This is a genomic window from Nostoc sp., from assembly GCF_036919895.1.
Classification (GTDB): domain Bacteria; phylum Cyanobacteriota; class Cyanobacteriia; order Cyanobacteriales; family Nostocaceae; genus Nostoc.
Genome location: NZ_JBALBW010000049.1, coordinates 126,228 through 148,217 on the forward strand (window position 1 = coordinate 126,228; position 21,990 = coordinate 148,217).

A 21,990-nucleotide genomic window follows, 5' to 3' on the forward strand; every position below is an offset into this window, starting at 1 on the left:
AATTATTATGTTACGCATGTAGTATTTAATTATATAATTCAGATAATGAGCTACAATTTTTCACTACAAAGTTATGACTTAAATAAGCTCAACTCCATGACTAAATACCCTAGTAGGCTGGCAATTTACGGTAATTATCTGTGAAATTAAATCAGGTTGTCCCTTGGGGTAGAACTCTTGAAGAGTACAAACTGATGTTTGCCTTATCAGATGCAGACCTGAACAAATCAATTCTTGGATGTGGTGATGGGCCTGCCAGTTTCAATGCTGAAATGACAAAACTAGGACATTCAGTTGTGTCTATCGATCCTCTCTATCAGTTTTCTGGTGAACAAATCAAACAAAGAGTTCTAGAAACTTACGAGCCAGTCATAAAGCAGGTTAAACAAAATTCAAACCGCTATATTTGGAAGAACTTTCATGATGCAGATGAACTTGGTTATGCCCGTCTAGCAGCGATGGATAAATTTTTGTTGGACTATGAAGTTGGTAGAACGTCAGGGCGCTACTTACCGCTATCTCTACCAAATCTAGAACTAGCTAACAATCAATTTGGGTTATGTGTGTGTTCCCATTTACTCTTTCTTTACTCTGAGCAGTTATCACTCGATTTTCACATCGCATCTATTCATGAACTTCTGAGAATCTCTCCAGAGGTGAGGATTTTTCCATTGTTAAAACTTGATTGTGAACTATCACCCTATCTTGAGTCAGCGATCCAAACGTTTTCCAGTCAAGGATTTGATGTAAAGGTTCAGCCTGTTACTTACGAATTTCAAAAAGGGGGCAACCAGATGTTGAAGATTATGACGAGGGTTAGCGGATAAATATTAACAGCAGTCAAATCAATCAATGGGCAACAATGCTAGCTAAGATTTGAAGATTATGAACGCCATGCTGCCAAATGTCGCAGTCAGTGAGAAGCTACGGGTCAAATACTTCTAACTCATGAAGAGGAAGCATCTGCACGACTAGCCGCAGAAGAGAAAGCCCAAAGATTAGCTGCGAAACTCCGAGAATTAAATATTGATCCAGATAGCCTTTAAGGTGGGTAAATAACACTCACCCTATTTTTGCTTACTGAAGTTAGACAATAATCTTAAAGCTCTCCGTTAATCTTACGTCTTAGGGTAGGCAATGCCCACCCTACTGCTGTTGATTACTTTTTGTGAAGACTATAGTGGACGGTAGACGCGATAGTTGATTTCGGGGAAGATATTATCCATTAACTCGACTTTTTCTAGCCAACCACTGTCAACTTTGCCGACTTTCACATCTTCGTAGAGCTTATTGAACCTCATCAAGTGCGATCGCGTCCGTCTAATTGCATAGGGTACCATTGTTCCTGTCCGCATAATAAATGCCCAGTCAGAAGATTGTGCTAATAGCAGTTCCCGCGCTGCTTGGTTAAGGGCTTTCCATTGCAATTCATCCTCTGGTTCCAAATCCGAGATTTCAATCATCCGTTCAGCAGCTTTGTGCAAATGCGGATAAATCCATGCATTGGTTTCGTTTAACCAATACTCATGGAAACCCTTGAAACCCCAGCTTGACTGCGAAGGACGACAGACTTGCTGCGTTGGCTGATCTCGCAAATAGTCTGCTAAATGAGTCATTTGATATGTTTTTTGGTCATACCACGACTTGCGGAATAGATAATCGATGAACCAGGGGCCTTCATACCACCAATGTCCAAATAACTCTGCGTCATAAGGCGAAACGATAATTGGCGGACGCTGCATCATACCATAGAGATGCTCAGATTGCCGCTCTCTGTTATACATAAAGTTATCAGCGTGTTCTGCTGCCTTTTCTTTAGCCCAATAAGGATCGTAGAGTGCCTTATCTGATAGACCTAAGCCACGCCCCGTAATTTTATGATACTTAATGCCAGTATTTTTCCGTTGACCATTGGGCATGATGTAGGGCTTAATATACTCATATTCTGCTTCCCAGCCCAAATCTTTATAAAATTCTCGATATTCTGCCGCTCCAGGATAGCCTACCTCAGAAGACCATACCTGTTGGGAAGATTCCTGATCTCGACCAAAGACAGCAACACCAGTTTCTGTATAAATTGGCGCATAAGTGCCAAAGCGCGGACGGGGACGGGCGTAAAGGATGCCATGCCCATCTGTGAGGAAGTAGCGTAACCCAGCATCGGCTAGCATCCGATCTAATCCTTCATAGTAGGCGCATTCCGGCAACCAAATGCCTCTGGGTGCTTGTCCAAAGTTTTGTTCGTAATGCTCACAGGCTACCTGAATTTGCGCCCACACTGCCTCTGGATACATCTTCATCAACGGCAAATAGCCGTGAGTAGCGCCGCAGGTGATGATTTCCAGGTTGTTACTGTCTTGGAACTTCTTAAAAGCTGTCACCAAGTCGCCGTTATAGCTTTCCCATAGCTGACGCGCTTCGCTAAACTCAGTAGCGTAATGTTCGGCTAAATAACGAAGATGTCCGTTATTGACATTATGTTCTGCTTCTAGTTGTATAAGTTGTTCTAGTTGGGCTAAGTGTGCTTCATAGCGTTCTTGAAGCAGAGGATCGCGCAGCATTGACACGAGAGGAGGTGTCATACTCATTGTGATTTTAAAGTCGATACCGTCTCGCTTTAAGCCTTCAAATACTTTCAATAATGGAATGTAGGTTTCTGTGATGGCTTCATAAAGCCATTCTTCCTCCAGCACGTAGTCACTTTCTGGGTGACGAACGAAGGGTAGATGTGCGTGGAGTACAAGCGCGACGTAGCCGATAGACATAGTGATTTTGGGGTGATACTTGTAAGTTGAAGGTTGAGAGGTTTGGCTGAAATTAACAGTATTTTAAGACTTTATGGGGATAGTAAGAAGAGTTTTCAATTGAGTTCAATACAGTGTTTGTAGGGGTACAGCCAATATTGTTATGCCTCCACTACGTGTTTTTGCTGGTAGAGCATGAAAACACTATAGCGGTTCTCAGTTGAGTGAGGTACAAGAACCCCACCCCCAACCCCCTCCCCGCAAGCGATGAGGGGGCTATGATGTACCTGATGTGATTAGGAAACGCTATAACACATTTAACTAGCAAAAGAAATGTGTAAAGCCTAGAAATTCGATGAAAACTTGAGATGAAATAAGAACGAATTAGCTTTTTATGATATTTAGGATTTAAATAGTTGCGATTTTTCATTTCCTAACTAATTTTGATGAGAGGCAAGCTTGTCATATTGGTTATAACGATGTGTTACTCCACAAATGGCGGCAAATATTACCCATGAAAGTGCATTCAAACGAAAATCAAAGAGGGTTACATCTACTGTATTCAATAAAATCCAACCAACAAAAGTCAGAAGATAACTGAAAAATATCAATCTGTCTTCTCTATTTATATGTTTTGACTTTCGTAGTAATTGGACACCTGCGATCAAAATCCAAGCAAGTAAGCCACAAAATAACAAAGTGCTGGGAAAGCCAGTTTCAGCAGATAACATCAAAAAAAAGTTATGGGGATGGCCCAAGGGAATTTGCATTTGGGCTTTGTAGAGTCTACTAAAACTACGTAACCCCCAGCCAGTCAAAGGATGTTCTTGAGCTAAAGACCAGGCAAATCCCCACTGAGTTTTTCGCATTAAAGCGACTGGTCGATCTGGATACATGTCGTCATTTAACCTTGCCCAAAAGAAAGCAGGAACGTACTGACGAAAAAATTGAGCGACTGGCGAGGGAGCAAAAGCTGCCAAAAGCACACTAGAAACGATCGCAGTGACACTACCCACCAGAATACGCCAGCCTTGGTAAAGTGCATAAGCTAAACAGGCAAAAATAGCGATCGCCCAGCCATTACGCGAGTTGGTAAAAATCAAGGCGATGAAATTCATAATCACCGCTACGCTTAGGAAGAGGAAGGGAAGAAATGATTTTTGACTCTTAACTCTTAATTGCTGATAGTTTTCTAGCCACAACCCTACACCAAGGGTGAAAACTATCGCTAGATAAGCAGCGAAGGTATTAGCGTGCAAAAAGAGTGAAGCGATGCGACCTGGCGGATTTCCTCCTGGTCTGATTGTCCAACTCAATACAACCCACACAAACTGGAACTTAAAACTCCAGCCTAAAAATAACTGTCCCAAACCAAGGATTACCACTGGTATGGAACCGATTACTAAAACCCACGCCATTTGCCGCAATTGGGCAAATGTTTGAATTAGAGCGCTATGGGCAACGAAAAGTAAAAAGAATGGTAATAAATTAAATAAGCCGAGGAATGCAGCTGTCTTGTCATCGGCAAACCCAGCACTGACGATTAGTAACACACTCAAAAGGGCAAATCCCCAGTTGATGGGGCGGCGATTAATTTTGTGGGATTGTTTCAGCCAAGTTATTAATGAGACAAAACCGATAGTCACCGCCCCCACCAATGGACTTAATGGGAAGATTAATATTGCCCACAGAGAGTAGTTCCAAGGAGATTGCCAACGAGACTTGAAATAGTCAAAAACTTTGTTCAAGCTGGCTCCCAACATTCCTCACGAGTGAGGCGAATTTGAGCTAAGGCGAAGATAGTAGGGATGATTCGACCATAGTTAGTGGCGATCGCTCTCCACCCTAAATCTGCAAAAAACCAAGTCCACATCATCGGCCCAATCACGGCAAACATCGTGCGGGTTGCCCCATAACGAGCGGCACTAACTGTCATACCCCGTTGCGCCATTTGCATCGCTACATAGCTTTGGAATTGCGTTGTAGCTGCTTCTGTGCCTGTAATTGCCGCTTGTCTAGCTACTTCATAAGTAGCAAAGTGGATGGCAAATTGACGAGCAATTTGCTTAAGTACAAGTGGCTGGAGAAGTGAAGTAACCGCGATCGCACTACCGCCTTTGAAAAGTAACCCCAAGGGGTCAGGCTGCAATAAAAGTGGTAGTGGTTCTTTTAGTTCTGATTGCACAAGGTGACGCTGCACTCGAAGAGTCAATTTTTGTTTTTCCTGTTCAGGTAATTTTTTCCATACCTGTCCTAGCAGATGCAAAAATACTTCTGCTTCTAAATCAATGGTTGGCAGCTGATGAGAATAGCGAATTTTTAGATACTTACATACTTGAACTAAAGCTTGTCGGTAAGTTACCTGGCCTGTACGTCCCCGTAATACCGTTATCCCATCAGCCGCCAAAAAACGAAAGCGTCCTTCTAGTGAATCTAACCAAGCTTTGCGGTCTTGGCTTTGCACTTCGATAGGTTCGGGTGTATGTACATAGTCTAGGGGATTGAACTTACGACTAAATAGAATTGCCGTTAAATCTTGCAATTCTTCTTCGGTCGCTAACTCTAGCGCCGCCCTCATCTCATCCAATTTCCCTTCCTCCCTTCCGTGCAACTTTCTGTACCTTATTCTACTATTAGCTTTCAGCACTCATTAGTAGTAATTTTGTCCTTTGATAATAACCTAATGACTAATAAGCAATGACTAAGGACTATGGACTCATGACTGATATCGTAGTGATTGGTGCCGGAATCGCCGGTTTAGTCTGCGCCCAGCAATTAAGTCAAGCTGGGTATTCGGTGCTAGTGGTGGACAAGTCCCGTGGTTTGGGAGGAAGACTCGCTACCCGCCGCTTGCATGGAACTTGGGCGGATCATGGGGCTTGTTATTTGAAGCCAAAGGGTGAATTATTTAGACATTTTGTGGAGATATTGCGATCGCGCCATATCCTGGAAGTTTGGACAGAGGAGGTTTATGAACTTACCGCAGAGGCTCCTTTATCTGAACCAAAAAACCGCAGTCCGCGATATGTTGCACCTGCGGGAATGAGTGCGATCGCTAAATCCCTCGCCCCAGGTTTAGAAATATTACTGAATCAGCGTGTCATCGCTATTACCCCAACTCCCGAAAATAGTTGGCGCTTGACTCTCGAATCTAGTAACGAAGAATTAACTGCAAAAGCTATTGTCCTTGCCATTCCTGCACCCCAAGCGGTCATGCTGTTAGAACCCTTGGGTGAAAGTGGATTGGATAAAGCCTTTCTTGATAACTTGCGTTCTGTAGAATTTTATCCCTCAATTAGTGCGATCGCTGGATATCCTCCCACATCCCACCCACTCCCTCAGTGGAAGGCGCTAACTTTTGTCGATGATGCTGATTTAGCGTGGATTGGTTTGGACAGTAGCAAGCGTCCTAACCCTCAGCAACCACATTTTGTAGTGCAAAGTAGTGCTGATTTCGCCCAACGTCATCTAGAAATCCAGGATTTACAACCCGTTGCAGAGCTTATGTTGCAACGAGCAGCTGAATCTCTGTCCCTTCCTTGGCTGAATACTCCCGAATGGATGCAAGTACATCGTTGGCGTTATGCCTTTCCTAGCCGTCCTTGGCACGAAGCTTTTTTGTCTGCCAGAACTCCCTTACCTTTAGTTTGCTGTGGTGATTGGTGCGGCGGCAATCTTGCGGAAGGTGCGATGCTTTCTGGATTAGCTGCGGCGGATGAAATTAATCATCAGTTGCATCATCTTCCTTTAGATAATGTGAACTTTCTCAACGTTTTTACCCGATCGTTTCATCAGTCGCTAGACTGATTTTGCACTTTAGCAATTCCTTATTTGTCTGACTTCCTAAATAAACGTGTTTTTAGATGAAACAGCAAAGTTTGCAGCAAACTTAAAATGTGATGAAAATCACCAAAAAAACTTAACTTCATTAAAAACTTGTTCCTAATTCAAGATTTTTATTGCTGTTAATCTTGATCCCCTATATTTTATGCTGCGTTTTATGTAGATTTCTGCCTTCTTAGCAGAAATTTGGAATAATTAGGATTATAAATATATAGTATCGCTAACCTACCAGTACATTGGATGCTGTTTTAATAAGTCATACTGTGAATCAGTATAAACCTTAACTAAAATCAGTAAAACCAAATGTCTGATATTCAATCAAGATAAAAGGCTAGTTTCACTGGATTTTACATTTATCAGTTGAACTACTTTTAACTGATTGTTATGACAACATTGCCATCTAGAAAAGTTGTTTTTTCCACCAATCATTTACTAGATTAAAAAAGGAGTTTAAAAATTATGAATACGGTAGTCAATTTAACACAGCAATCAGTAGTAGGAGAGATTGAAAGCGTTTTGGATACATATCCATATCATCCGTATCAAAAAGCTTTTGCAATTCCTGACTTACGCCAAGAGCTAATTGCTTTTGTCCTCACCCGCATTCCCTCTTTTTATGGCGCTATATCTGATGGAAATACTTCCTTAGCGGAGGCTGAACGAGAAAGTTTGGCTTATTACAAATTGCCTCGCAAACCCTTAGAACAGCAACTGCACCTACAGAATTTGATTCACCAAGGCATTTGTTTAATCGTTCAAGAAAAGTCAGATTGGATTAACCATAATGTTTGTGATACAGTTCAGCCAACTTGTGAAGCCTCTCACTGGTTTGGTTAATAGTTCGCAGTGAATTTTTATTTTTGAGCTAATTCCACAGCGTTTAGTCGTGGGATTAGCTCAATATTTTTGTAAGTATCCTGCTCTTGAGGTGTAAACTTTGACAATTACTAGGTTCAAAGGACATTCCCAGGACATGAGAAACATAACTGCTCTAATATTGGTAAGCTTTACCGTCACTGTCGGGATCGGAGCATTAACGCCCAAAGCCACTAATGCCCAATTATTTTATCCACCAGCAAGCGATCGCCACTCATTAATGGTAATCGGTCAAGGGGTAGTGAGAGTGCGAGCAGATACAGCCGATATTGAATTGGTATTCAGTAGCGAAGATAGTAATGATGATTTAGAAACGAAACCTTCATCTCTACCGCAAACCCGCAACATATCCCCACCCTCCAGGTATGCCTCCGGCACGCCAAGGGCGAACGGCAGTCCCTCTTTGTTGGAACAACAACACCGGGCTGCCTCACCGACTCTACTTTTAAATTACAAAAAAGCAGCAGAATCTTTACCAAGCAAAAAATCCCTAACTAAAGCAACTCTCCAGCCTGTAGTTAATAGCCTAGTTGCCAAAGGGATTCGTGCTGATAAAATTCAAGTGCAAATTAGCCCTAATTCCAGCGAAAACAGCGCCAAAATATTGGTGAGGCTGGAAAAACCCACACGCGATCGCGTCCAGGAAATTGTTGCTACAGCGAACAAGTCTACGAGCCAACTTGAAAATCTTTCCGTTAAGAGTGTGGGCGTTGAGTACGCAGTAAATGACTGTCAAGCATTGCAGAGTTCAGTTTATCAATCAGCTATGAAAGACGCTCAAAGCCGCGCTCAAGCTTTAGCAACTGCTATGGGCGTTAAACTTGATATTCCTTCTGTAGCTGAACCCTTTTACACATTATTTTATTCTTCATGTAGTTCTAAAACTGGAGTTCCTTTACCTTCATTTGCTAGTCTTTTATTATCACCAACTTATAATCCAGATGCCCCAGCAGAAGTAGAAATGAGAAAGGATATTTTTGTGACATATACAACTAAATAAGCATTTATATTAAGTGTGTCGCACTTTGATTTAGTCAAGATTCAGAAGTGCGATCGCTTAACTTCCACACGCTATAGTGTGCGTGTTCATAATTCTTTTATTCATGAGCGATCGCTCCTCTGTAATTAAAAAACTCCAGAACTGTTTGTGACAACTCTGGAGTCAGGAAAGATACGCATTTACCTATACCCAAATTTTCACCTTCAGAGCATCTTACGTCATCAGGGTATACACTCAAATAGAATTAAGGATGTCTGAGGATTAACTGCTTTGTTTACACAACTTTTCTGTTTGAATAGTGCTTACGCACGAATTACGGAATCAGAAAGAGCAGAGGCGCAGAGAAATGAGAGTTTGAAAGATATTTGGTTTAAGTACTATCGAAGTAACGCAAAACAGCCCCAGTAAATCTGAGGCTGCTTCGCGAGAGTTGTTTGGTAGGAGGGGTTACATCAACAAGTGATGCCCTATGTTAAATATAGATAATTCAGTATGCATCCCTATTCAGCCATATTTTAGTAGATCGGGATGATTTGGAAAATTACGATTGCTTTTTCCAAAAAGAAACTCCAGATGCACTTAAGGCATTCTGGAGTAGTAACAGGTTTCTAACATCAATCAATTTTCACCCATGCGATCGCCAGATGTCGTTGGGGTATATACTCAAATGTATTTATGTGTACTCATCCGCAAATTGAACAGCAAATTACCTTCTTTTATACCCATAATCTTCATATATCTACTGAATTCTCCGAACAAATGCTGGGTTTGAAGTTATGGCTTGACCAAGGAACTTGTCGAATTTATACTGTTAGTGGTTCTGGATACTTGGAATTTTGCTGTATGACCATTATCAAGAGCCATGTACCTTTTCTTCTATCGATTTATCAGAGTGAGGCGCGGGATTTATGCAACCACCAATAAATATTTACATTTATTGACAATTCGCTGCGTAGCCGTAGGCATCGCTTTTCACTTTTATATAATTGTTGCTTAATTGCTGACAAAAAACTCTTTGCATTAACCTAATGATAGGTATTTAAACGGACTCGATATTGTATAACAGGATCTAAAATGCAATCATTGTCGCTAGCAGATCGTGTTCTTTACCAAGATTAGTTTTTAAAGTATCCTATTTGCCAATTGTGCTATTTATATAGTTATTATTTTTAAAGTATCGATATTTCATCTATCGATTTATTAAATAAATATTCTATTAGGGTGACTGCATGACAGCCGAAAAAAACACATGGCTACTTACAAAATTGCAATTTAAAGGTTCGGTTATGAAAGCAATCTACAAGCATATTTTATGGTGCGGAGCTTTCGGATTTTTGATTTCTGTCCTTTACCATTTTGAACAGCCTGTATCCCAACCGATTTTAGCAAATGTTATTCCTAGTATTGTTTTAGGTTTATTACTTGTATTTCGGACAAATACTGCTTATGAGAGATTTTGGGAAGGGAGAAAATGCTGGGGATCTTTAGTAAATAATACCCGAAATCTGGCCAGGCAAATTTGGGTATCTATTGACGAAATTTCACCAGAAGATAAAGACAATAAAATTACAGCATTAAATTTATTGGTAGCTTTTGCTGTCACAACTAAATTACATTTGCGGGGAGAAGCAGTCAATAGGGAGTTAGAAGATTTAATGCCATCTAGCAAGTATAGAAAACTGAAGATTATGAATAATCCTCCCATAGAGGTTGCCTTTTGGATCGGAGATTATTTACAGGAGCAGTATCATCGCAATTGTCTTAATAGTCACCAGTTAACATCAATGCAAGAATTATTAAACAATCTTGTAGATAATTTAGGTGCTTGTGAACGGATTTTAAAAACACCTATGCCCTTAGCTTATGCCATTCATCTGAAGCAATTACTGTTACTATATTGTTTCCTGCTACCATTTCAAATAGTGGAAAGTCTGGGTTGGTGGACAGGTTTAATTTCGGCGTTAGTTGGTTTTACAGTATTTGGTATTGAAGCAATCGGCTTGGAGATAGAAAACCCCTTTGGTTATGACCCTAACGACTTACCTCTAGATGCGATTTGCGCCACAATGAAACGCAATATAGACGATTTGACGACTCTGACTCCAAATGCGCGATCGCACCCAGGTAAATTGACTTATGAAAAAAGTTGAGATTGGAAATAATTTACAAGGCTTGGTTATAGCTGTCAAGTCCCATCTCCTGCCGCCCTCCATCTTGTTTCGCAGTACTATATAAGCGCGAAACTATCTCTTCATTGGTGGATGTGCAATGATGCCTGTACGTCAAACTTTATCAAAGCCTGATATCCAACTTTCTTACTTAGAGTGGAATCAAGGTCAAGAACCCTTATTGCTGTTACATGGTTTAGGCGACCATGCTCTAGTGTGGTCTAGTTTAGGAGATTACTTGGCGACAGACTACCACATAATCGCACCAGATATGCGCGGACATGGCGAAAGTACTAAGCCTGAGAGAGATTATACTTTTGAAAGTGCGATCGCAGACCTGGAAACACTTATGGATCGTCTGGGATGGACTTCTGCCCACATTGTAAGTCATTCCTGGACAGGCAAATTAGCCGCTATCTGGGCAAGACAAAACCCAAAGCGTTTGCAGAGTATAATTCTCGTCGATCCAATTTTCATCTGGAAAATGCCCAGCCTTCTCAGGCTAACTTTTCCCATGTTGTATCGCTTCTTACCTTTTCTCAAAAGCATGGGCCCCTTTGCCAGTCATGAAGAAGCCGAACAACAAGCACGCAAGCTAAAACAATATCAAGGATGGAGTTCTTTGCAACAGCAAGTTTTCCAAGCAGGAATAGAACAAAAACCCGATGGTAGTTGGGGCAGCAAATTTACCATCGCCGCCCGCGACGGGATTTTTGAAGCAGTTATGCAAGTCCCTGGTTTTACAATCCCCCTTGATACCCATGCTCTCTTTGTCCAGCCAGAACAAGGACTTAACCGCCAAGATTGGCAAATACAACCCTACAAAACCTATCTCAAAAAACTACGCATCTGCCAAGTTCCTGGAAATCACTGGCCGTTTTTGACACAACCAGAGGCATTTAACCAAACTGTAGCAGCTTTCTTGGCAGAACATAGATAGAAAATCTCATTATTATTAGACGGGATTATCATCCGGCAACAGAAGAATTAATAGGAAAGATGTCTAGCAATAAGCGGCTACGCGTCTGCACTCCCCTTAAATCAGTTATTAGTTATCAGTAACCCGGAAACACTGATAACTAATAACTGATAACTGTTAAAGTACGGATAAGCAAGTCATGAGCCTTTGTATCAATCCCGTTTGTGCTACACCAAATCACCCGAATAATGAACAAAACCGCTTTTGTCAAAGTTGTGGTTCCCATTTGGAATTGCTAGGGCGTTATCGGGTGACGTGCCTATTGAGTGACAAAACAGGGTTTAGTAAAGTTTATGAAGCTTATGAACAAAATACCCCTAAAATCCTCAAAATACTTAAAGAGGAGCTATCAGGTAACGCCAAAGCAGTAGAACTATTTCAGCAAGAAGTAACTGTGCTGCAACAACTCAAGCATCCCGGCATTCCCAAAGAAGATAGTTATTTCCAGTATCAAACCCGAAATGGTTTAGTATTGCATTGCATTGCAATGGAAAAAATCGACGGGTACAACTTAGAACAGTGGCGACAGCAGCAGAATCGCCCCATTTCCGAAGAACAAGCCATAGCTTGGTTAAAACAATTACTAAAAATTTTGGATTTAGTGCATAGTAAACACTACCTACATCGAGATATTAAACCATCTAATATCATGATTCGATCCCCCATTGAGAAAGGTTGGGGGAATTTGGTACTGATTGATTTTGGCACTGCCACTGAAATCGGCAGAACCGACTCAAACCAACTCAGCAACAACGACGGCATGACAGCACTTATGTCATCTGGCTACAGCGCTCCAGAACAAATGAATGCTCAAGCAGTACCGCAATCAGATTTCTTTGCCTTGGGACGCACCTTTATATTTTTGCTAACAGGACAGCATCCCTTAGATATGTATGATGTCCAGCAAAATTTATTGCATTGGCAAAATCATGCCATCGATATCTCACCTTTACTATTAAATTTAATTGATTGGCTAATAGCAACAGATATAGAAAGTCGTCCTGTTAATACCCAAGAAATTTTACAGCGCCTAGAACAAATTGAAGAAAGCAAAAAGTTCTGCTTAGATGAGGATTCAATCCCCCCTATTGCGCCAGTTTCCCCCAGGGTAGGGGAGCCACTTGAAGAATTAGAAAATTCAGAGCCAAGCCCACTCCGCTCGGAGCAGGAAACAGATAGCGCAGCGTTATCGAATCCACGAGCGGCGGATAGTATTCCTCCTGCCTCTATTGTTGAAACTCAGCTAACAGAAACTACTCCTGAAAACATTAATTTAGCACTTGATTGGAACGCAGAGCAGTTGTCCCCACCAATTAGTAAAACTTGGTCATCTCAACATAAACAGCCTGAAGAAGTACCACTCCTGAAATTTTTTGCAGTGCTACTAGTGATATTAGGATTACTTAGTATAGTGGCTTTGGCAACGCGAAACTCACAATTTTCTGTGAGGTCAAATTACGGACAATCCCCAGAAAAAAAAGGTAATATTGATTATTTTTCTTATCAGGAAGGTAGGGATAGTCAGGGAAATAAAGCCGAATTTAATATAGCTGTTTTATCACTGGAATATAAATGGCTTTCAGGTAGCAATTTTCAGATTAAGCATAATGATGAAATTATTAGTCTAGACCTTTTAAAGTTGAACTTAGAACAAGAAGGTCTACAGAATATAATGAGAGACCCCAGTGAGATTATATCTGTCGGCACAGTTTCCTGTAAAAGTAATATAGCAGCAGTCCAAGAGCGAATGGCTCTAGAACGTTCTAAACAAATCCAATATTTAGTTCAAAAGTTATTTATTAATACACCAAGCGTCAAAAATTATCGGATATTAAATTTGGGACAATTTCAACGGACTAATTGTCATGCAAATCAGGATTTAACTACATATCAGAGAAGTATTATAATAATTGGTGTAAAAAAACAATCAGCAGGTGTAATTCTCGATGAAGCATTAAGGGATAGGTTAGAGAAGAAGCCTTTTGCTGATTTTAAATTAGAAGATTATTCTTTGGGAACAATAGAAAAGTTTAAGACAATGCCGAGTAATTTAGAAAATCTCTAGCAAAGTACAACAGTGCATAGACTTAGCCCATCGTATATATCACCACTTTAGCCATAAACATACTCTAGATGAATTACAGCAAATCATTTGAAGTAATGGAACTTCCTTGAGTTTGGCAAATCGTGAGATGGAATATGTCAGTATTCGAGAAAACTTTCTTTTATCAAGAAAGTTTTAAATTACCCCAAATTAGCCAAACTCTGGGATGGCACAGATCCTAATTTTGAATGTTCATGCTCCCATGCCAGAATACCGCTTCAAACCCACACGCCACAATAAGCGATTCGCACCCAAAAACACTAATAGCCAACCGAATATTGACCAAAATCCCCGCCCTATATCTACGGGTAGCCCTACCAAAAGACTTGCAGGAAAATTAATCAAATAGGGAAAAGGCGTAAACATCACTATTTTTTGCACAGGTTCTGGAAAAACTTCTAAAGGTGCTATCAAACCAGATAAAAATAGATAAAATAACAACCAAAAATTTTCTAAAGCAGTAGCCCGTTCTGTCCAAAAGGCGAACATGGCAAAGGTGTACTGAATCGTAAACCGCAGAGTAAAAGCTAGCACCACCGCCAATGTAAACAGCAAAATTCTACTCAAGCTTGGTATCCAAAAAGCTTGGGGATAAAGAATAAAAAATAATGCCACTAATAAAAAAGTAAACATTAGCCGAGCAAATCTTTCAGAAACATGTCCTGCAACATGATGCCATACTGGGTCGAGTGGTTGTAGTAACTTGGGGGAAAGCTTACCTTCCACAACCTCTCTTTCAAAATCCCAAATTACCCAAACAGTTGTTAATTGTCTAACTACAAAAACCGCTATAAAATAGCGGGCAAAATCCACAGGTGATAGGCCAAACTGACCACCTTGTGCTGCCTGTATCCAGATACCCATGAGGATAATCGGCAAAGACCCAGCCAAAACCCATAAGATTAGTTCTGCTCGATACTCAACCATATAGGCGTAGTATACTGACAGCAAAGTTAGAGCTTTTCTAATCATTTTTTTCATTTATGGTGCATTCTCCTCTTGGCAACTATATTTCTGGCAGCGATCGCTACACAACACCCGCCTGAAAAACTCGTCCAATCACTTCTTCTACAGGCGGTTCGGCGACAGTTAAATCAATTACCTCCAAATCTGTCAAAATCTTTGATACTGTGCGGGTGAGCGCCTCTCTAGATACCATGAAATGCACCGATCGCCCTTCTAGGAGTTGCACATCCCCATAGGTCATAAGTTTTTCTATCGGCAGAGGTTGGGCTAACTCTATATAAACTTCCCGGTAAGGGGCAAAACGTTCTAGTAATCCATCTAAACTGCCGTCATACATCAGGCTTCCCTGGTGAATCAACAGCACGCGTTGACACAAAGCTGTGATATCAGCCATATAATGACTCGTCAACAGCACTGTAGCCTGATAACGCTGATTGTAGTCGCGCAAAAAATCGCGTACCGCTATCTGAGCATTTACATCTAGTCCCAGAGTCGGTTCATCTAGGAATAATACGTGGGGACGGTGCAAAAGTGCTGCTAGCAATTCTGCCTTCATTCGTTCACCCAAAGATAGCTTCCTTACTGGTTGGGTAAGTTTGCCTTCTAGGGAAAGCATCTCTGTTAATTCTCCTACCCGCCGTTGAAACTCTTTATCAGAGATGTTGTATACAGCAGCATTAATTTTCAAAGAATCCAGTGCTGGTAAATCCCAAATAAGCTGCTGCTTTTGCCCCATCACCAAGGTAATTTTTTGCAAAAATGCTTCTTTGCGATGAAACGGAATTTGTCCAGCTACTGTGACTTTACCGCTTGAAGGATGAATCAGGCCCGTAAGCATTTTTAGTGTGGTGGTTTTACCAGCACCATTTGGCCCCAAAAACCCCACTACTTCACCAGGGGCAATTTCAAAGGAGACATCCTGAACTGCTTTAATTGAGCGGTATGTGCGGCGGAAAAGGTGGGTGATTGTACCTTTAATACCCGGACTTTTAACTGCTACTGGATAAGATTTACTCAGATTTTCAGCAACAATAATTGACATATTTTTTATCATGACTTACGCAAACAATAAGCAAAAATAAAGATTTTCAGGTAGGGGCAATTCATGAATTGCCCCTACAGAATATAGTTTTGCGTAAGCTTGGTTCCAAATACGAAAGCAGGGATTTTCGCCAGTGACATATCATGATTTCCTGTGGTGGACATGACGCACAACACATAGACTTTACCGTAAACGTCCCGATCGCAGTGTACTGATAATTAACCACAAACCCAATAAACTAGCAACGGCAAAGAGGATGGTGCTTAAAAAAGATAGCTGGCTTGTCTGCGCTCTGGTGGAAATAATTGCTGCACCCATAATCAGCGAACCCACTAGTATACTAAAAGAGAGTCGGTTGGCGGCATCGTCCATCGTGCGCCGCACACCATCTAAACCCCGCAGTGAGAGATTCCACTGTAAGGTTTCTGAGGTAACTCGGTCTAATAGCAGTTCTATTTGGCGAGGAGACTGGAGAGAGAGACTTTTTATATCTAAGGCTGTGCGTAATAGCGATCGCACTGGATTATCGCCCAATAATTGCCGCCGAAACAAGTCTGTAATTAATGGTTTAACTTCATCGAAAAAATTAAGCTCTGGGTTGAATGTCCGCGCTACACCCTCTAAATTGGCTAGGGTTTTGGCATACAAACCCATGTTGCTAGGTAATCTAATTTTATTGTTGCGGGCAACTTGTAAAACTTCATAGATTATCTGACTGAAGTTTATTTGCGTCAGACTGACATTGTGATACTTTCGCAACATGCGATCGTAATCACTTTCTAACCGTGATAGAATTACTGGTTGAGCAGAATCTGATAGCTGTAAAGTTAACTGAGCGCACCTTTGAGCATCTAAATCAACGATCGCTAACAACATCTCTGTTAATATCTGCTGTGTGCGGGGATCAAGTCTTCCCACCATGCCACAGTCTAAGAGGGCGACACGACTATCTTTGAGATAAAACAAGTTTCCTGGGTGGGGATCGGCGTGAAAAAAGCCATCAATATATAGTTGCTGGAAAAATACCCGAAATAATAAAGTAGTTATTTCTTTACGCTTTTCGGCAGGATCTTTAACGTTGGGGTCATTATCCAAATCCGCCGCCAGGAACGGCACTCCATCCAGCCATTCCATCACCAGTAATTTTTCTGTGGTCAATTCCCAGTTAATCTCCGCAACCACTATTTGCGTAGGATCAAACCAGCGACTTTTAGATAAGTTTCGCCGCAGTTGGTCTGTAAAACCCGCTTCCCGTGTAAAATCTAACTCGGCTTCTAAGGCTTTGGTAAATTCTTCGGCGATGGATTTGATTTCGTAGGTTTGCCCAAATTCAGTCCGCGCTACTAAATCGGCAATACCTTGAATTAAAGCAATATCTTGACCAATAGTTAGATCGATTCCCGGACGTTGCACTTTCAAAGCGACTTCTCGACCATCTGCTAATGTAGCGCGATGTGTCTGGGCAATTGATCCCGCCGCGACTGGAATCGGGTTAACTGTCTTGAAGGTTTCTGCTAGTGGACGTTTTAATTCTTTGCGAAGGATTATTTCTATTTCTGACCAAGGAACTGGCGGTACTGCGTCTTGTAAAGTTGATAGTTCCTCAATGTAGGAGGCGTTCAGTAAATCTGGACGCGTAGACATTAGCTGACCAAGTTTGACGTAAACCGGCCCCAAGTCTACCAAGATATTTTTTAAAACCGCAGGTGTCGGTAGCTGGGGTTCATCAGCTTTGCCACCAGTGAGCAACCTTCGCATATAGTCCCAGCCATTGCGAAGGAATACTTCCAGAATTTCTCGTTGACGGGGAACAGTTTGGGTGAGGAACATTTTTATAAATAACTGCAAAGACGCAGGGAGTTAAAGAGGTAAGCAGCAGGGGATGACAATACAACCGAAGTTGGCTCTAGCTTTGCTACTGATTAAAGTTCTGCTAGCTGCGCCGCAATCTTGGAATCTTTTTATGGATGATTGTAAGGCTTCGTGGAGTTTCTGTTCGCTCAACATTCGTTTAACGTGATTAGAGCAAGAATCTCCACCATGTAATAAACGATGGGAGCAACTAAATCCTTTGGACGGAGAAATATATTTTTGATAAGCGGTAATAGACTCGATTGCCATTGTCTTGGCGAGAGGCTCAAAGCTAATAATGTCCATAACTGTCAGAAAAAATAACAGACAGTCAAGTTATAATAGGAAAATAGACTTTTTCGCCTCTGCCAAGGGTTTTAACTTTTATAGCAGGTCGGTAAATCGGGGATCGCTTTGGAGAATTTTAAGGATCTGCTTAATTTCCTGGGTACGTTCTTTATTGACAACGAGGGTGACATTGCGATCGCGCACAATCACCACGTCCTCTAAACCAATAGTAACAACTACATCCTCTGGATTGGAGGCGTAAATAATCGCCCCCTGCGTATCTAGCCCTATGTGGGTAGCGAGTTCTACATTGGGATTCTCTTCTGTTTTGAGTAAGCGCTCGATCGCATTCCAATCTCCCAAATCATCCCAACCAAAATCAACTGGCAAAACGTATGCTAGAGTTGTCTTTTCCATTAGGGCATAGTCTATACTCTTCTTAGGCAACTGGGGATAAATATCAGCACCCTGTTGTTCTAAAGGTTCGATAATTTCTGGAGCATGGGTGTGTAGTTCCTTGAGAACAACCCCTGCCCGAAAAACGAACATTCCACTATTCCAGCTAAAGCGCCCCGTAGATAAAAAAGTCTCTGCCGTTTCGCGGTTGGGCTTTTCAGTAAAGCGGTTGACGTGATAAGCTGGCAACTCATTAAAGCTACCTATCTTTTCACCTTGTTCAATGTAGCCGTAACCGGTTGATGGAAAAGTAGGTTTGATCCCCAGTGTCACGATCGCTGCTGTGCTTGCTGCCAGCTGCGTAGCCGCGCTTAATGTGTGTGCAAACGCTTCTTCGTCAGCAATCCAGTGGTCAGCAGGGAAAAAGCCAATAACAGCGTCTTCTCCATAGCGCCGTTTGATTTCTAAACTTGCCCAAGCAACGGCTGCGGCTGTGTCTCTGCCTTCCGATTCAATTAGTAAGTTTTCAACTGGTAGTTCAGGTAATTGTTGTCTTACCCCTTCAGCTATCTGACTAGAAGTGATAACCCACAAGGAATCCCACCCCGTTCGGGTTCCCCAGTCGCCTGCGGAGGAGCCAGCGCGGTCTTGGGGGTTTCCCCCATGAGCGACTGGCGTTGGAAACCCTCCCGCAGCGCTGGACTCACCGCCACCGAGTTTTATCAATCGATCGGCGGTTGCTTGTAATAAACTTCTAGAGCTACCATCAAGACTTAAAAATTGCTTAGGTCGGTCTTTGCGGCTCAGGGGCCAAAAACGTTCACCTTTACCACCAGCTAGGATTACGGGGAACAATAAAGTATTCATGTTGTCATACACGCCTACCGAAGAACATTATAAGTTTACAGTGAGCCTTTCCACTGGCAATATCTGTAGCTTGGATTAACATACTTTTAGGGAGTGGTTGAGTGGGGAAATAATTGTGATAAAACAAGTCGAATGGTCGGAAAATCCGGTTACATCTCAGCAAGTAGTAGAATTTGAAACTGAGGTGCGATCGTCGCAACTTCAACGGACAGAAAATCAGGTAACGCCAGTACCGGTAGTCGACTCAGAGGAGGAGGATGTCGAACTAAACCAGCCAGCAAATCCGAACCGTAGCGTCGTCGAATCTGTGGGCGCGATCCCAAATCAGCTTTACGAGAGACTGGGCTTAACCATGCCTCGATGGCTGTTGTGGATTATGACGATTGTCATCGGCATCATCTTATCTGGGCTGCTAGTCTCGACATTAGCACTGTGGACTCCTTTATGGAGCAATCTCGATCGAACAGATGAAGATTTAGGAAATACTCCAAAAGACGAGGTAAAAATCCCACTACCAGGAGAGTTGTGGAGCAAACTCTCCCAGTACCAGCTTTCACGACCCATGAATATCTTAATTATGGGAATTGAACCAGTTAATGGTACTGTTGATGGTTCACCAGAAAGCTTTGCTGGCAAAAGCGACTCCATGCTTATGGTACGCCTTAACCCTAGTGAAAAATCTGTACGGGTGCTTTCGATTCCCAAAGATACGATGATTGCCATCCCCGAAAAGGGAGAAAAGGGTTTAACTAAGGTATCTGATGCCAATGCCAAAGGCGGCCCAGTCTTGGCAGCACGGGTAGTTAGCCGGACATTAAATAATGCTCCAATCGATCGCTACATCCGTATTTCTACTAGCGGTTTACGGCAGTTAGTCGATCAGTTAGGCGGGGTCGAGGTCTTTGTTCCCCAATCGATGACATATAAAGACTCTAGCAGTCGGCTGTCGATTAATTTAGTCAGTGGCTGGCAAACCCTCAACGGCGAACAAGCAGAACAGTTTGTCCGGTTCCGCGAACCAGGTTTGGGAGATTTGCCGAGAGTGCAGCGTCAGCAAGCACTAACAGCAGCATTGCTGCAACGCTTAAATAGTCCTACCATTTTACCCCGGTTGCCTCAATTAACTCGCTTAATGCGAAAATACTTTGATACCAACCTAAAGATGGAAGAAATGATGGCGTTGGTCAACTTTGGCCTCAATCTAGATCGAGATAATTTCCAAATGACGGTACTACCTGGTACGTTTAGCCGTTTTAGCAAAGACCCTGATAGCTATTGGCTAAATATGACTGGACAACAGAGCCTGTTGAATGATTATGTTGGGGTAAATGTACCTGGTCTGAAACCAGATATGCGTCAGGTTCCTAACCTCAAAATTGCTATTCAAAATGCCTCCAATCAACCTCAGCTAACTGAAAAAGTTATTGCTTATCTTAAACAGAAAGGCTTTACTAAAATTTACAAAGTGCCTGATTGGCCAGATACCCAACGTCAAACTCAGATTATTGTCCAAAAAGGCAATCGGCGAGTTGGTGTTGATTTGCAAAAAGTCTTAGGCTTGGGTCAAATTGAGGTGTCAGCGATTGGTGATTTAGAATCTGACCTCACAATTCGGATTGGTAAGGATTGGAAATAGTCATTGGTCATTAGTCATTAGTCATCGATCGAATGACAAAGGACTAATGACAAAGGACTAATGAAAAGTAATGAAGTTATGAAAAAGATTTTGCTGCGATTTTTGGGTTTGATTGTAATTTTGATACTAGCATTTTGCTGGATAATACTTAATCCTAAACCTGCTTTTGCTCAACTCAACACAATTAACTACAACAATATAAATTTAGAAAATCGTGATTTCTCTAATGCTGATTTGGCAGGTGTGACTTTTGTAGCAGCAGAAATGCGGGGGACGAATTTTCAAGGAGCGAATTTAACCAACGCAATTCTCACTAAAGGAGTTTTGTTAAAAGCAAATTTGGAAGGCGCGAATTTAAGCGGTGCTTTAGTCGATCGCGTCACTATGGATGGTGCTAACCTAAAAAATGCCATCTTTACTGAAGCCACTTTGACCCGTAGCCGCTTTTTTGATGCCGAAATTACAGGCGCTGATTTTACCGACGCTTTGATTGACCGTTATCAAGTGTCGCTAATGTGTGAAAGGGCGGATGGGGTAAATCCGGTTACTGGTATGTCAACGCGAGATAGTTTAGGTTGTCGATAGTAGGGTGTGTTAGCGCGGAGAGTACGGCATCAACACTTTAGAATCGTTACGCTAGGTTTGCTGTAACGCACTCTACTAAACTAATTTGGCAGATAATACTTTATTTTCTCTTTTAGAAAATCCGTGCTTCCAGAGTCAATGTTAGTATTTTTGGACTTAGCAATGTAATTTGCTATATCGGTCATACGATCGTGCAATTTAGCTTTAAAATTACCATTAGCAATAGAACATAAAACTTTATTGATTGCAAAAGGTATTTCTTCAATAAAATCAATATCTTCAACACATACTATAAGTTCATCTGTAAGTTCTCTGTCCGCACCAGTCCAATAAACAACAATCCTTACTTCTGACAAACTTATGATAGGGTTGTCTTGAATATGTAATTCATAATTACCGGTGCTATTAATTTCATTATCATCAATTGAATAAAACTTTACCGGAACATAAAAACTTAGTGTTCCATCTTTATCTACAAAATTTACACTATCTCCAGTTTCATCCTCAAACCAAGCATATTCAAAACCATAAAGGTTTAAATGTTCAATAAGCTTTTGCTTAATTAATTCCTTAGACATGATTTAATTCTCCTTTGTTCACTACAAAATTCTCAACGATTTTTGATATAAAATTTTCCATAGACAC

Annotated in this window: 19 protein-coding genes; 10 read left to right on the plus strand and 9 right to left on the minus strand. The window is 41.6% G+C overall.

Annotated elements, in window-relative coordinates; translation table 11 throughout:
• Window positions 1–140 precede the first annotated feature (140 nt).
• Window positions 141–827, plus strand: coding sequence for an SAM-dependent methyltransferase (locus tag V7K55_RS08945; RefSeq protein WP_334830276.1), 687 nt, complete (start codon window positions 141–143; stop codon window positions 825–827).
• A gap of 348 nt (window positions 828–1,175) precedes the next feature.
• Here V7K55_RS08945 and V7K55_RS08950 read toward each other — a convergent pair whose 3' ends face one another.
• The 3 genes from V7K55_RS08950 to V7K55_RS08960 all read right to left on the minus strand — a co-directional run bounded on the left by V7K55_RS08950 (window position 1,176) and on the right by V7K55_RS08960 (window position 5,331).
• On the minus strand, window positions 1,176–2,765 hold the full coding sequence (locus tag V7K55_RS08950; protein WP_334830278.1) for a glycoside hydrolase family 57 protein: 1,590 nt from the start codon (window positions 2,763–2,765) through the stop codon (window positions 1,176–1,178).
• Window positions 2,766–3,181: 416 nt separating this feature from the next.
• Entirely contained in the window at window positions 3,182–4,507 is a 1,326-nt protein-coding gene (locus V7K55_RS08955) for an O-antigen ligase family protein (protein WP_334830280.1), read from the minus strand.
• Window positions 4,489–5,331: a hypothetical protein gene (locus tag V7K55_RS08960; RefSeq protein ID WP_334830282.1), complete on the minus strand. Its 843-nt coding sequence runs from the start codon at window positions 5,329–5,331 to the stop codon at window positions 4,489–4,491. Before V7K55_RS08960 ends, V7K55_RS08955 begins: the two co-directional genes overlap by 19 nt.
• Before the next feature lie 131 nt (window positions 5,332–5,462).
• On the opposite strand from V7K55_RS08960, the gene V7K55_RS08965 reads away from it, so the two are divergent.
• The 7 genes from V7K55_RS08965 to V7K55_RS08995 all read left to right on the plus strand — a co-directional run bounded on the left by V7K55_RS08965 (window position 5,463) and on the right by V7K55_RS08995 (window position 13,675).
• Window positions 5,463–6,551, plus strand: coding sequence for an NAD(P)/FAD-dependent oxidoreductase (locus V7K55_RS08965; RefSeq protein ID WP_334830284.1), 1,089 nt, complete (start codon window positions 5,463–5,465; stop codon window positions 6,549–6,551).
• A 495-nt stretch (window positions 6,552–7,046) separates the two neighbouring features.
• The gene (locus V7K55_RS08970; RefSeq protein WP_334830286.1) at window positions 7,047–7,424 is read left to right on the plus strand and encodes a hypothetical protein; all 378 of its coding nucleotides are present in this window, start codon (window positions 7,047–7,049) and stop codon (window positions 7,422–7,424) included.
• 136 nt (window positions 7,425–7,560) lie between these two features.
• Window positions 7,561–8,463 carry an SIMPL domain-containing protein gene (locus V7K55_RS08975; protein ID WP_334830288.1) on the plus strand — a complete coding sequence of 301 codons (903 nt, stop codon included), beginning with the start codon at window positions 7,561–7,563 and terminating at the stop codon, window positions 8,461–8,463.
• A gap of 675 nt (window positions 8,464–9,138) precedes the next feature.
• On the plus strand, window positions 9,139–9,387 hold the full coding sequence (locus V7K55_RS08980; protein ID WP_334830290.1) for a hypothetical protein: 249 nt from the start codon (window positions 9,139–9,141) through the stop codon (window positions 9,385–9,387).
• A gap of 305 nt (window positions 9,388–9,692) precedes the next feature.
• Window positions 9,693–10,613 carry a bestrophin family protein gene (locus V7K55_RS08985; protein WP_334830292.1) on the plus strand — a complete coding sequence of 307 codons (921 nt, stop codon included), beginning with the start codon at window positions 9,693–9,695 and terminating at the stop codon, window positions 10,611–10,613.
• 121 nt (window positions 10,614–10,734) lie between these two features.
• Window positions 10,735–11,571, plus strand: a complete 837-nt coding sequence (locus tag V7K55_RS08990; RefSeq protein WP_334830344.1) for an alpha/beta fold hydrolase — start codon at window positions 10,735–10,737, stop codon at window positions 11,569–11,571.
• Between the two features lie 178 nt (window positions 11,572–11,749).
• A complete protein-coding gene (locus V7K55_RS08995) occupies window positions 11,750–13,675 on the plus strand; it encodes a serine/threonine protein kinase (protein ID WP_334830295.1) in 1,926 nt (641 codons plus the stop codon).
• 231 nt (window positions 13,676–13,906) lie between these two features.
• Here V7K55_RS08995 and V7K55_RS09000 read toward each other — a convergent pair whose 3' ends face one another.
• The 5 genes from V7K55_RS09000 to V7K55_RS09020 form a co-directional block, all read right to left on the minus strand.
• Window positions 13,907–14,695: an ABC transporter permease gene (locus tag V7K55_RS09000; protein WP_334830297.1), complete on the minus strand. Its 789-nt coding sequence runs from the start codon at window positions 14,693–14,695 to the stop codon at window positions 13,907–13,909.
• 46 nt (window positions 14,696–14,741) lie between these two features.
• The gene (locus tag V7K55_RS09005) at window positions 14,742–15,722 is read right to left on the minus strand and encodes an ABC transporter ATP-binding protein (protein ID WP_334830300.1); all 981 of its coding nucleotides are present in this window, start codon (window positions 15,720–15,722) and stop codon (window positions 14,742–14,744) included.
• Between the two features lie 183 nt (window positions 15,723–15,905).
• Window positions 15,906–17,552: an ABC1 kinase family protein gene (locus V7K55_RS09010; protein ID WP_334830301.1), complete on the minus strand. Its 1,647-nt coding sequence runs from the start codon at window positions 17,550–17,552 to the stop codon at window positions 15,906–15,908.
• Window positions 17,553–17,582: 30 nt separating this feature from the next.
• Window positions 17,583–17,879: a membrane protein insertion efficiency factor YidD gene (gene yidD, locus V7K55_RS09015; protein WP_334830303.1), complete on the minus strand. Its 297-nt coding sequence runs from the start codon at window positions 17,877–17,879 to the stop codon at window positions 17,583–17,585.
• 78 nt (window positions 17,880–17,957) lie between these two features.
• Window positions 17,958–19,124: a mannose-1-phosphate guanylyltransferase gene (locus tag V7K55_RS09020; RefSeq protein ID WP_334830305.1), complete on the minus strand. Its 1,167-nt coding sequence runs from the start codon at window positions 19,122–19,124 to the stop codon at window positions 17,958–17,960.
• Window positions 19,125–19,239: 115 nt separating this feature from the next.
• Here V7K55_RS09020 and V7K55_RS09025 point away from each other — a divergent pair, with 115 nt between their 5' ends.
• Both V7K55_RS09025 and V7K55_RS09030 read left to right on the plus strand, forming a co-directional pair.
• The gene (locus V7K55_RS09025) at window positions 19,240–20,760 is read left to right on the plus strand and encodes an LCP family protein (RefSeq protein WP_334830307.1); all 1,521 of its coding nucleotides are present in this window, start codon (window positions 19,240–19,242) and stop codon (window positions 20,758–20,760) included.
• Between the two features lie 78 nt (window positions 20,761–20,838).
• Window positions 20,839–21,345 carry a pentapeptide repeat-containing protein gene (locus V7K55_RS09030; protein WP_012411400.1) on the plus strand — a complete coding sequence of 169 codons (507 nt, stop codon included), beginning with the start codon at window positions 20,839–20,841 and terminating at the stop codon, window positions 21,343–21,345.
• Between the two features lie 80 nt (window positions 21,346–21,425).
• Here the strand turns inward: V7K55_RS09030 and V7K55_RS09035 are convergent, their stop codons facing one another.
• On the minus strand, window positions 21,426–21,923 hold the full coding sequence (locus V7K55_RS09035) for a hypothetical protein (protein WP_334830309.1): 498 nt from the start codon (window positions 21,921–21,923) through the stop codon (window positions 21,426–21,428).
• Window positions 21,924–21,990: the final 67 nt, after the last annotated feature.

Coding starts and splice junctions, on each gene's coding strand:
- V7K55_RS08950 (WP_334830278.1), bottom strand. CDS start 2,765: ATGTCTATCGGCTACGTCGCGCTTGTACTCCACGCACATCTACCCTTC.
- V7K55_RS08955 (WP_334830280.1), bottom strand. CDS start 4,507: ATGTTGGGAGCCAGCTTGAACAAAGTTTTTGACTATTTCAAGTCTCGT.
- V7K55_RS08965 (WP_334830284.1), top strand. CDS start 5,463: ATGACTGATATCGTAGTGATTGGTGCCGGAATCGCCGGTTTAGTCTGC.
- V7K55_RS08970 (WP_334830286.1), top strand. CDS start 7,047: ATGAATACGGTAGTCAATTTAACACAGCAATCAGTAGTAGGAGAGATT.
- V7K55_RS08975 (WP_334830288.1), top strand. CDS start 7,561: ATGAGAAACATAACTGCTCTAATATTGGTAAGCTTTACCGTCACTGTC.
- V7K55_RS08980 (WP_334830290.1), top strand. CDS start 9,139: ATGTGTACTCATCCGCAAATTGAACAGCAAATTACCTTCTTTTATACC.
- V7K55_RS08985 (WP_334830292.1), top strand. CDS start 9,693: ATGACAGCCGAAAAAAACACATGGCTACTTACAAAATTGCAATTTAAA.
- V7K55_RS08990 (WP_334830344.1), top strand. CDS start 10,735: ATGCCTGTACGTCAAACTTTATCAAAGCCTGATATCCAACTTTCTTAC.
- V7K55_RS08995 (WP_334830295.1), top strand. CDS start 11,750: ATGAGCCTTTGTATCAATCCCGTTTGTGCTACACCAAATCACCCGAAT.
- V7K55_RS09000 (WP_334830297.1), bottom strand. CDS start 14,695: ATGAAAAAAATGATTAGAAAAGCTCTAACTTTGCTGTCAGTATACTAC.
- V7K55_RS09005 (WP_334830300.1), bottom strand. CDS start 15,722: ATGTCAATTATTGTTGCTGAAAATCTGAGTAAATCTTATCCAGTAGCA.
- V7K55_RS09010 (WP_334830301.1), bottom strand. CDS start 17,552: ATGTTCCTCACCCAAACTGTTCCCCGTCAACGAGAAATTCTGGAAGTA.
- yidD (WP_334830303.1), bottom strand. CDS start 17,879: ATGGACATTATTAGCTTTGAGCCTCTCGCCAAGACAATGGCAATCGAG.
- V7K55_RS09020 (WP_334830305.1), bottom strand. CDS start 19,124: ATGAATACTTTATTGTTCCCCGTAATCCTAGCTGGTGGTAAAGGTGAA.
- V7K55_RS09030 (WP_012411400.1), top strand. CDS start 20,839: ATGAAAAAGATTTTGCTGCGATTTTTGGGTTTGATTGTAATTTTGATA.
- V7K55_RS09035 (WP_334830309.1), bottom strand. CDS start 21,923: ATGTCTAAGGAATTAATTAAGCAAAAGCTTATTGAACATTTAAACCTT.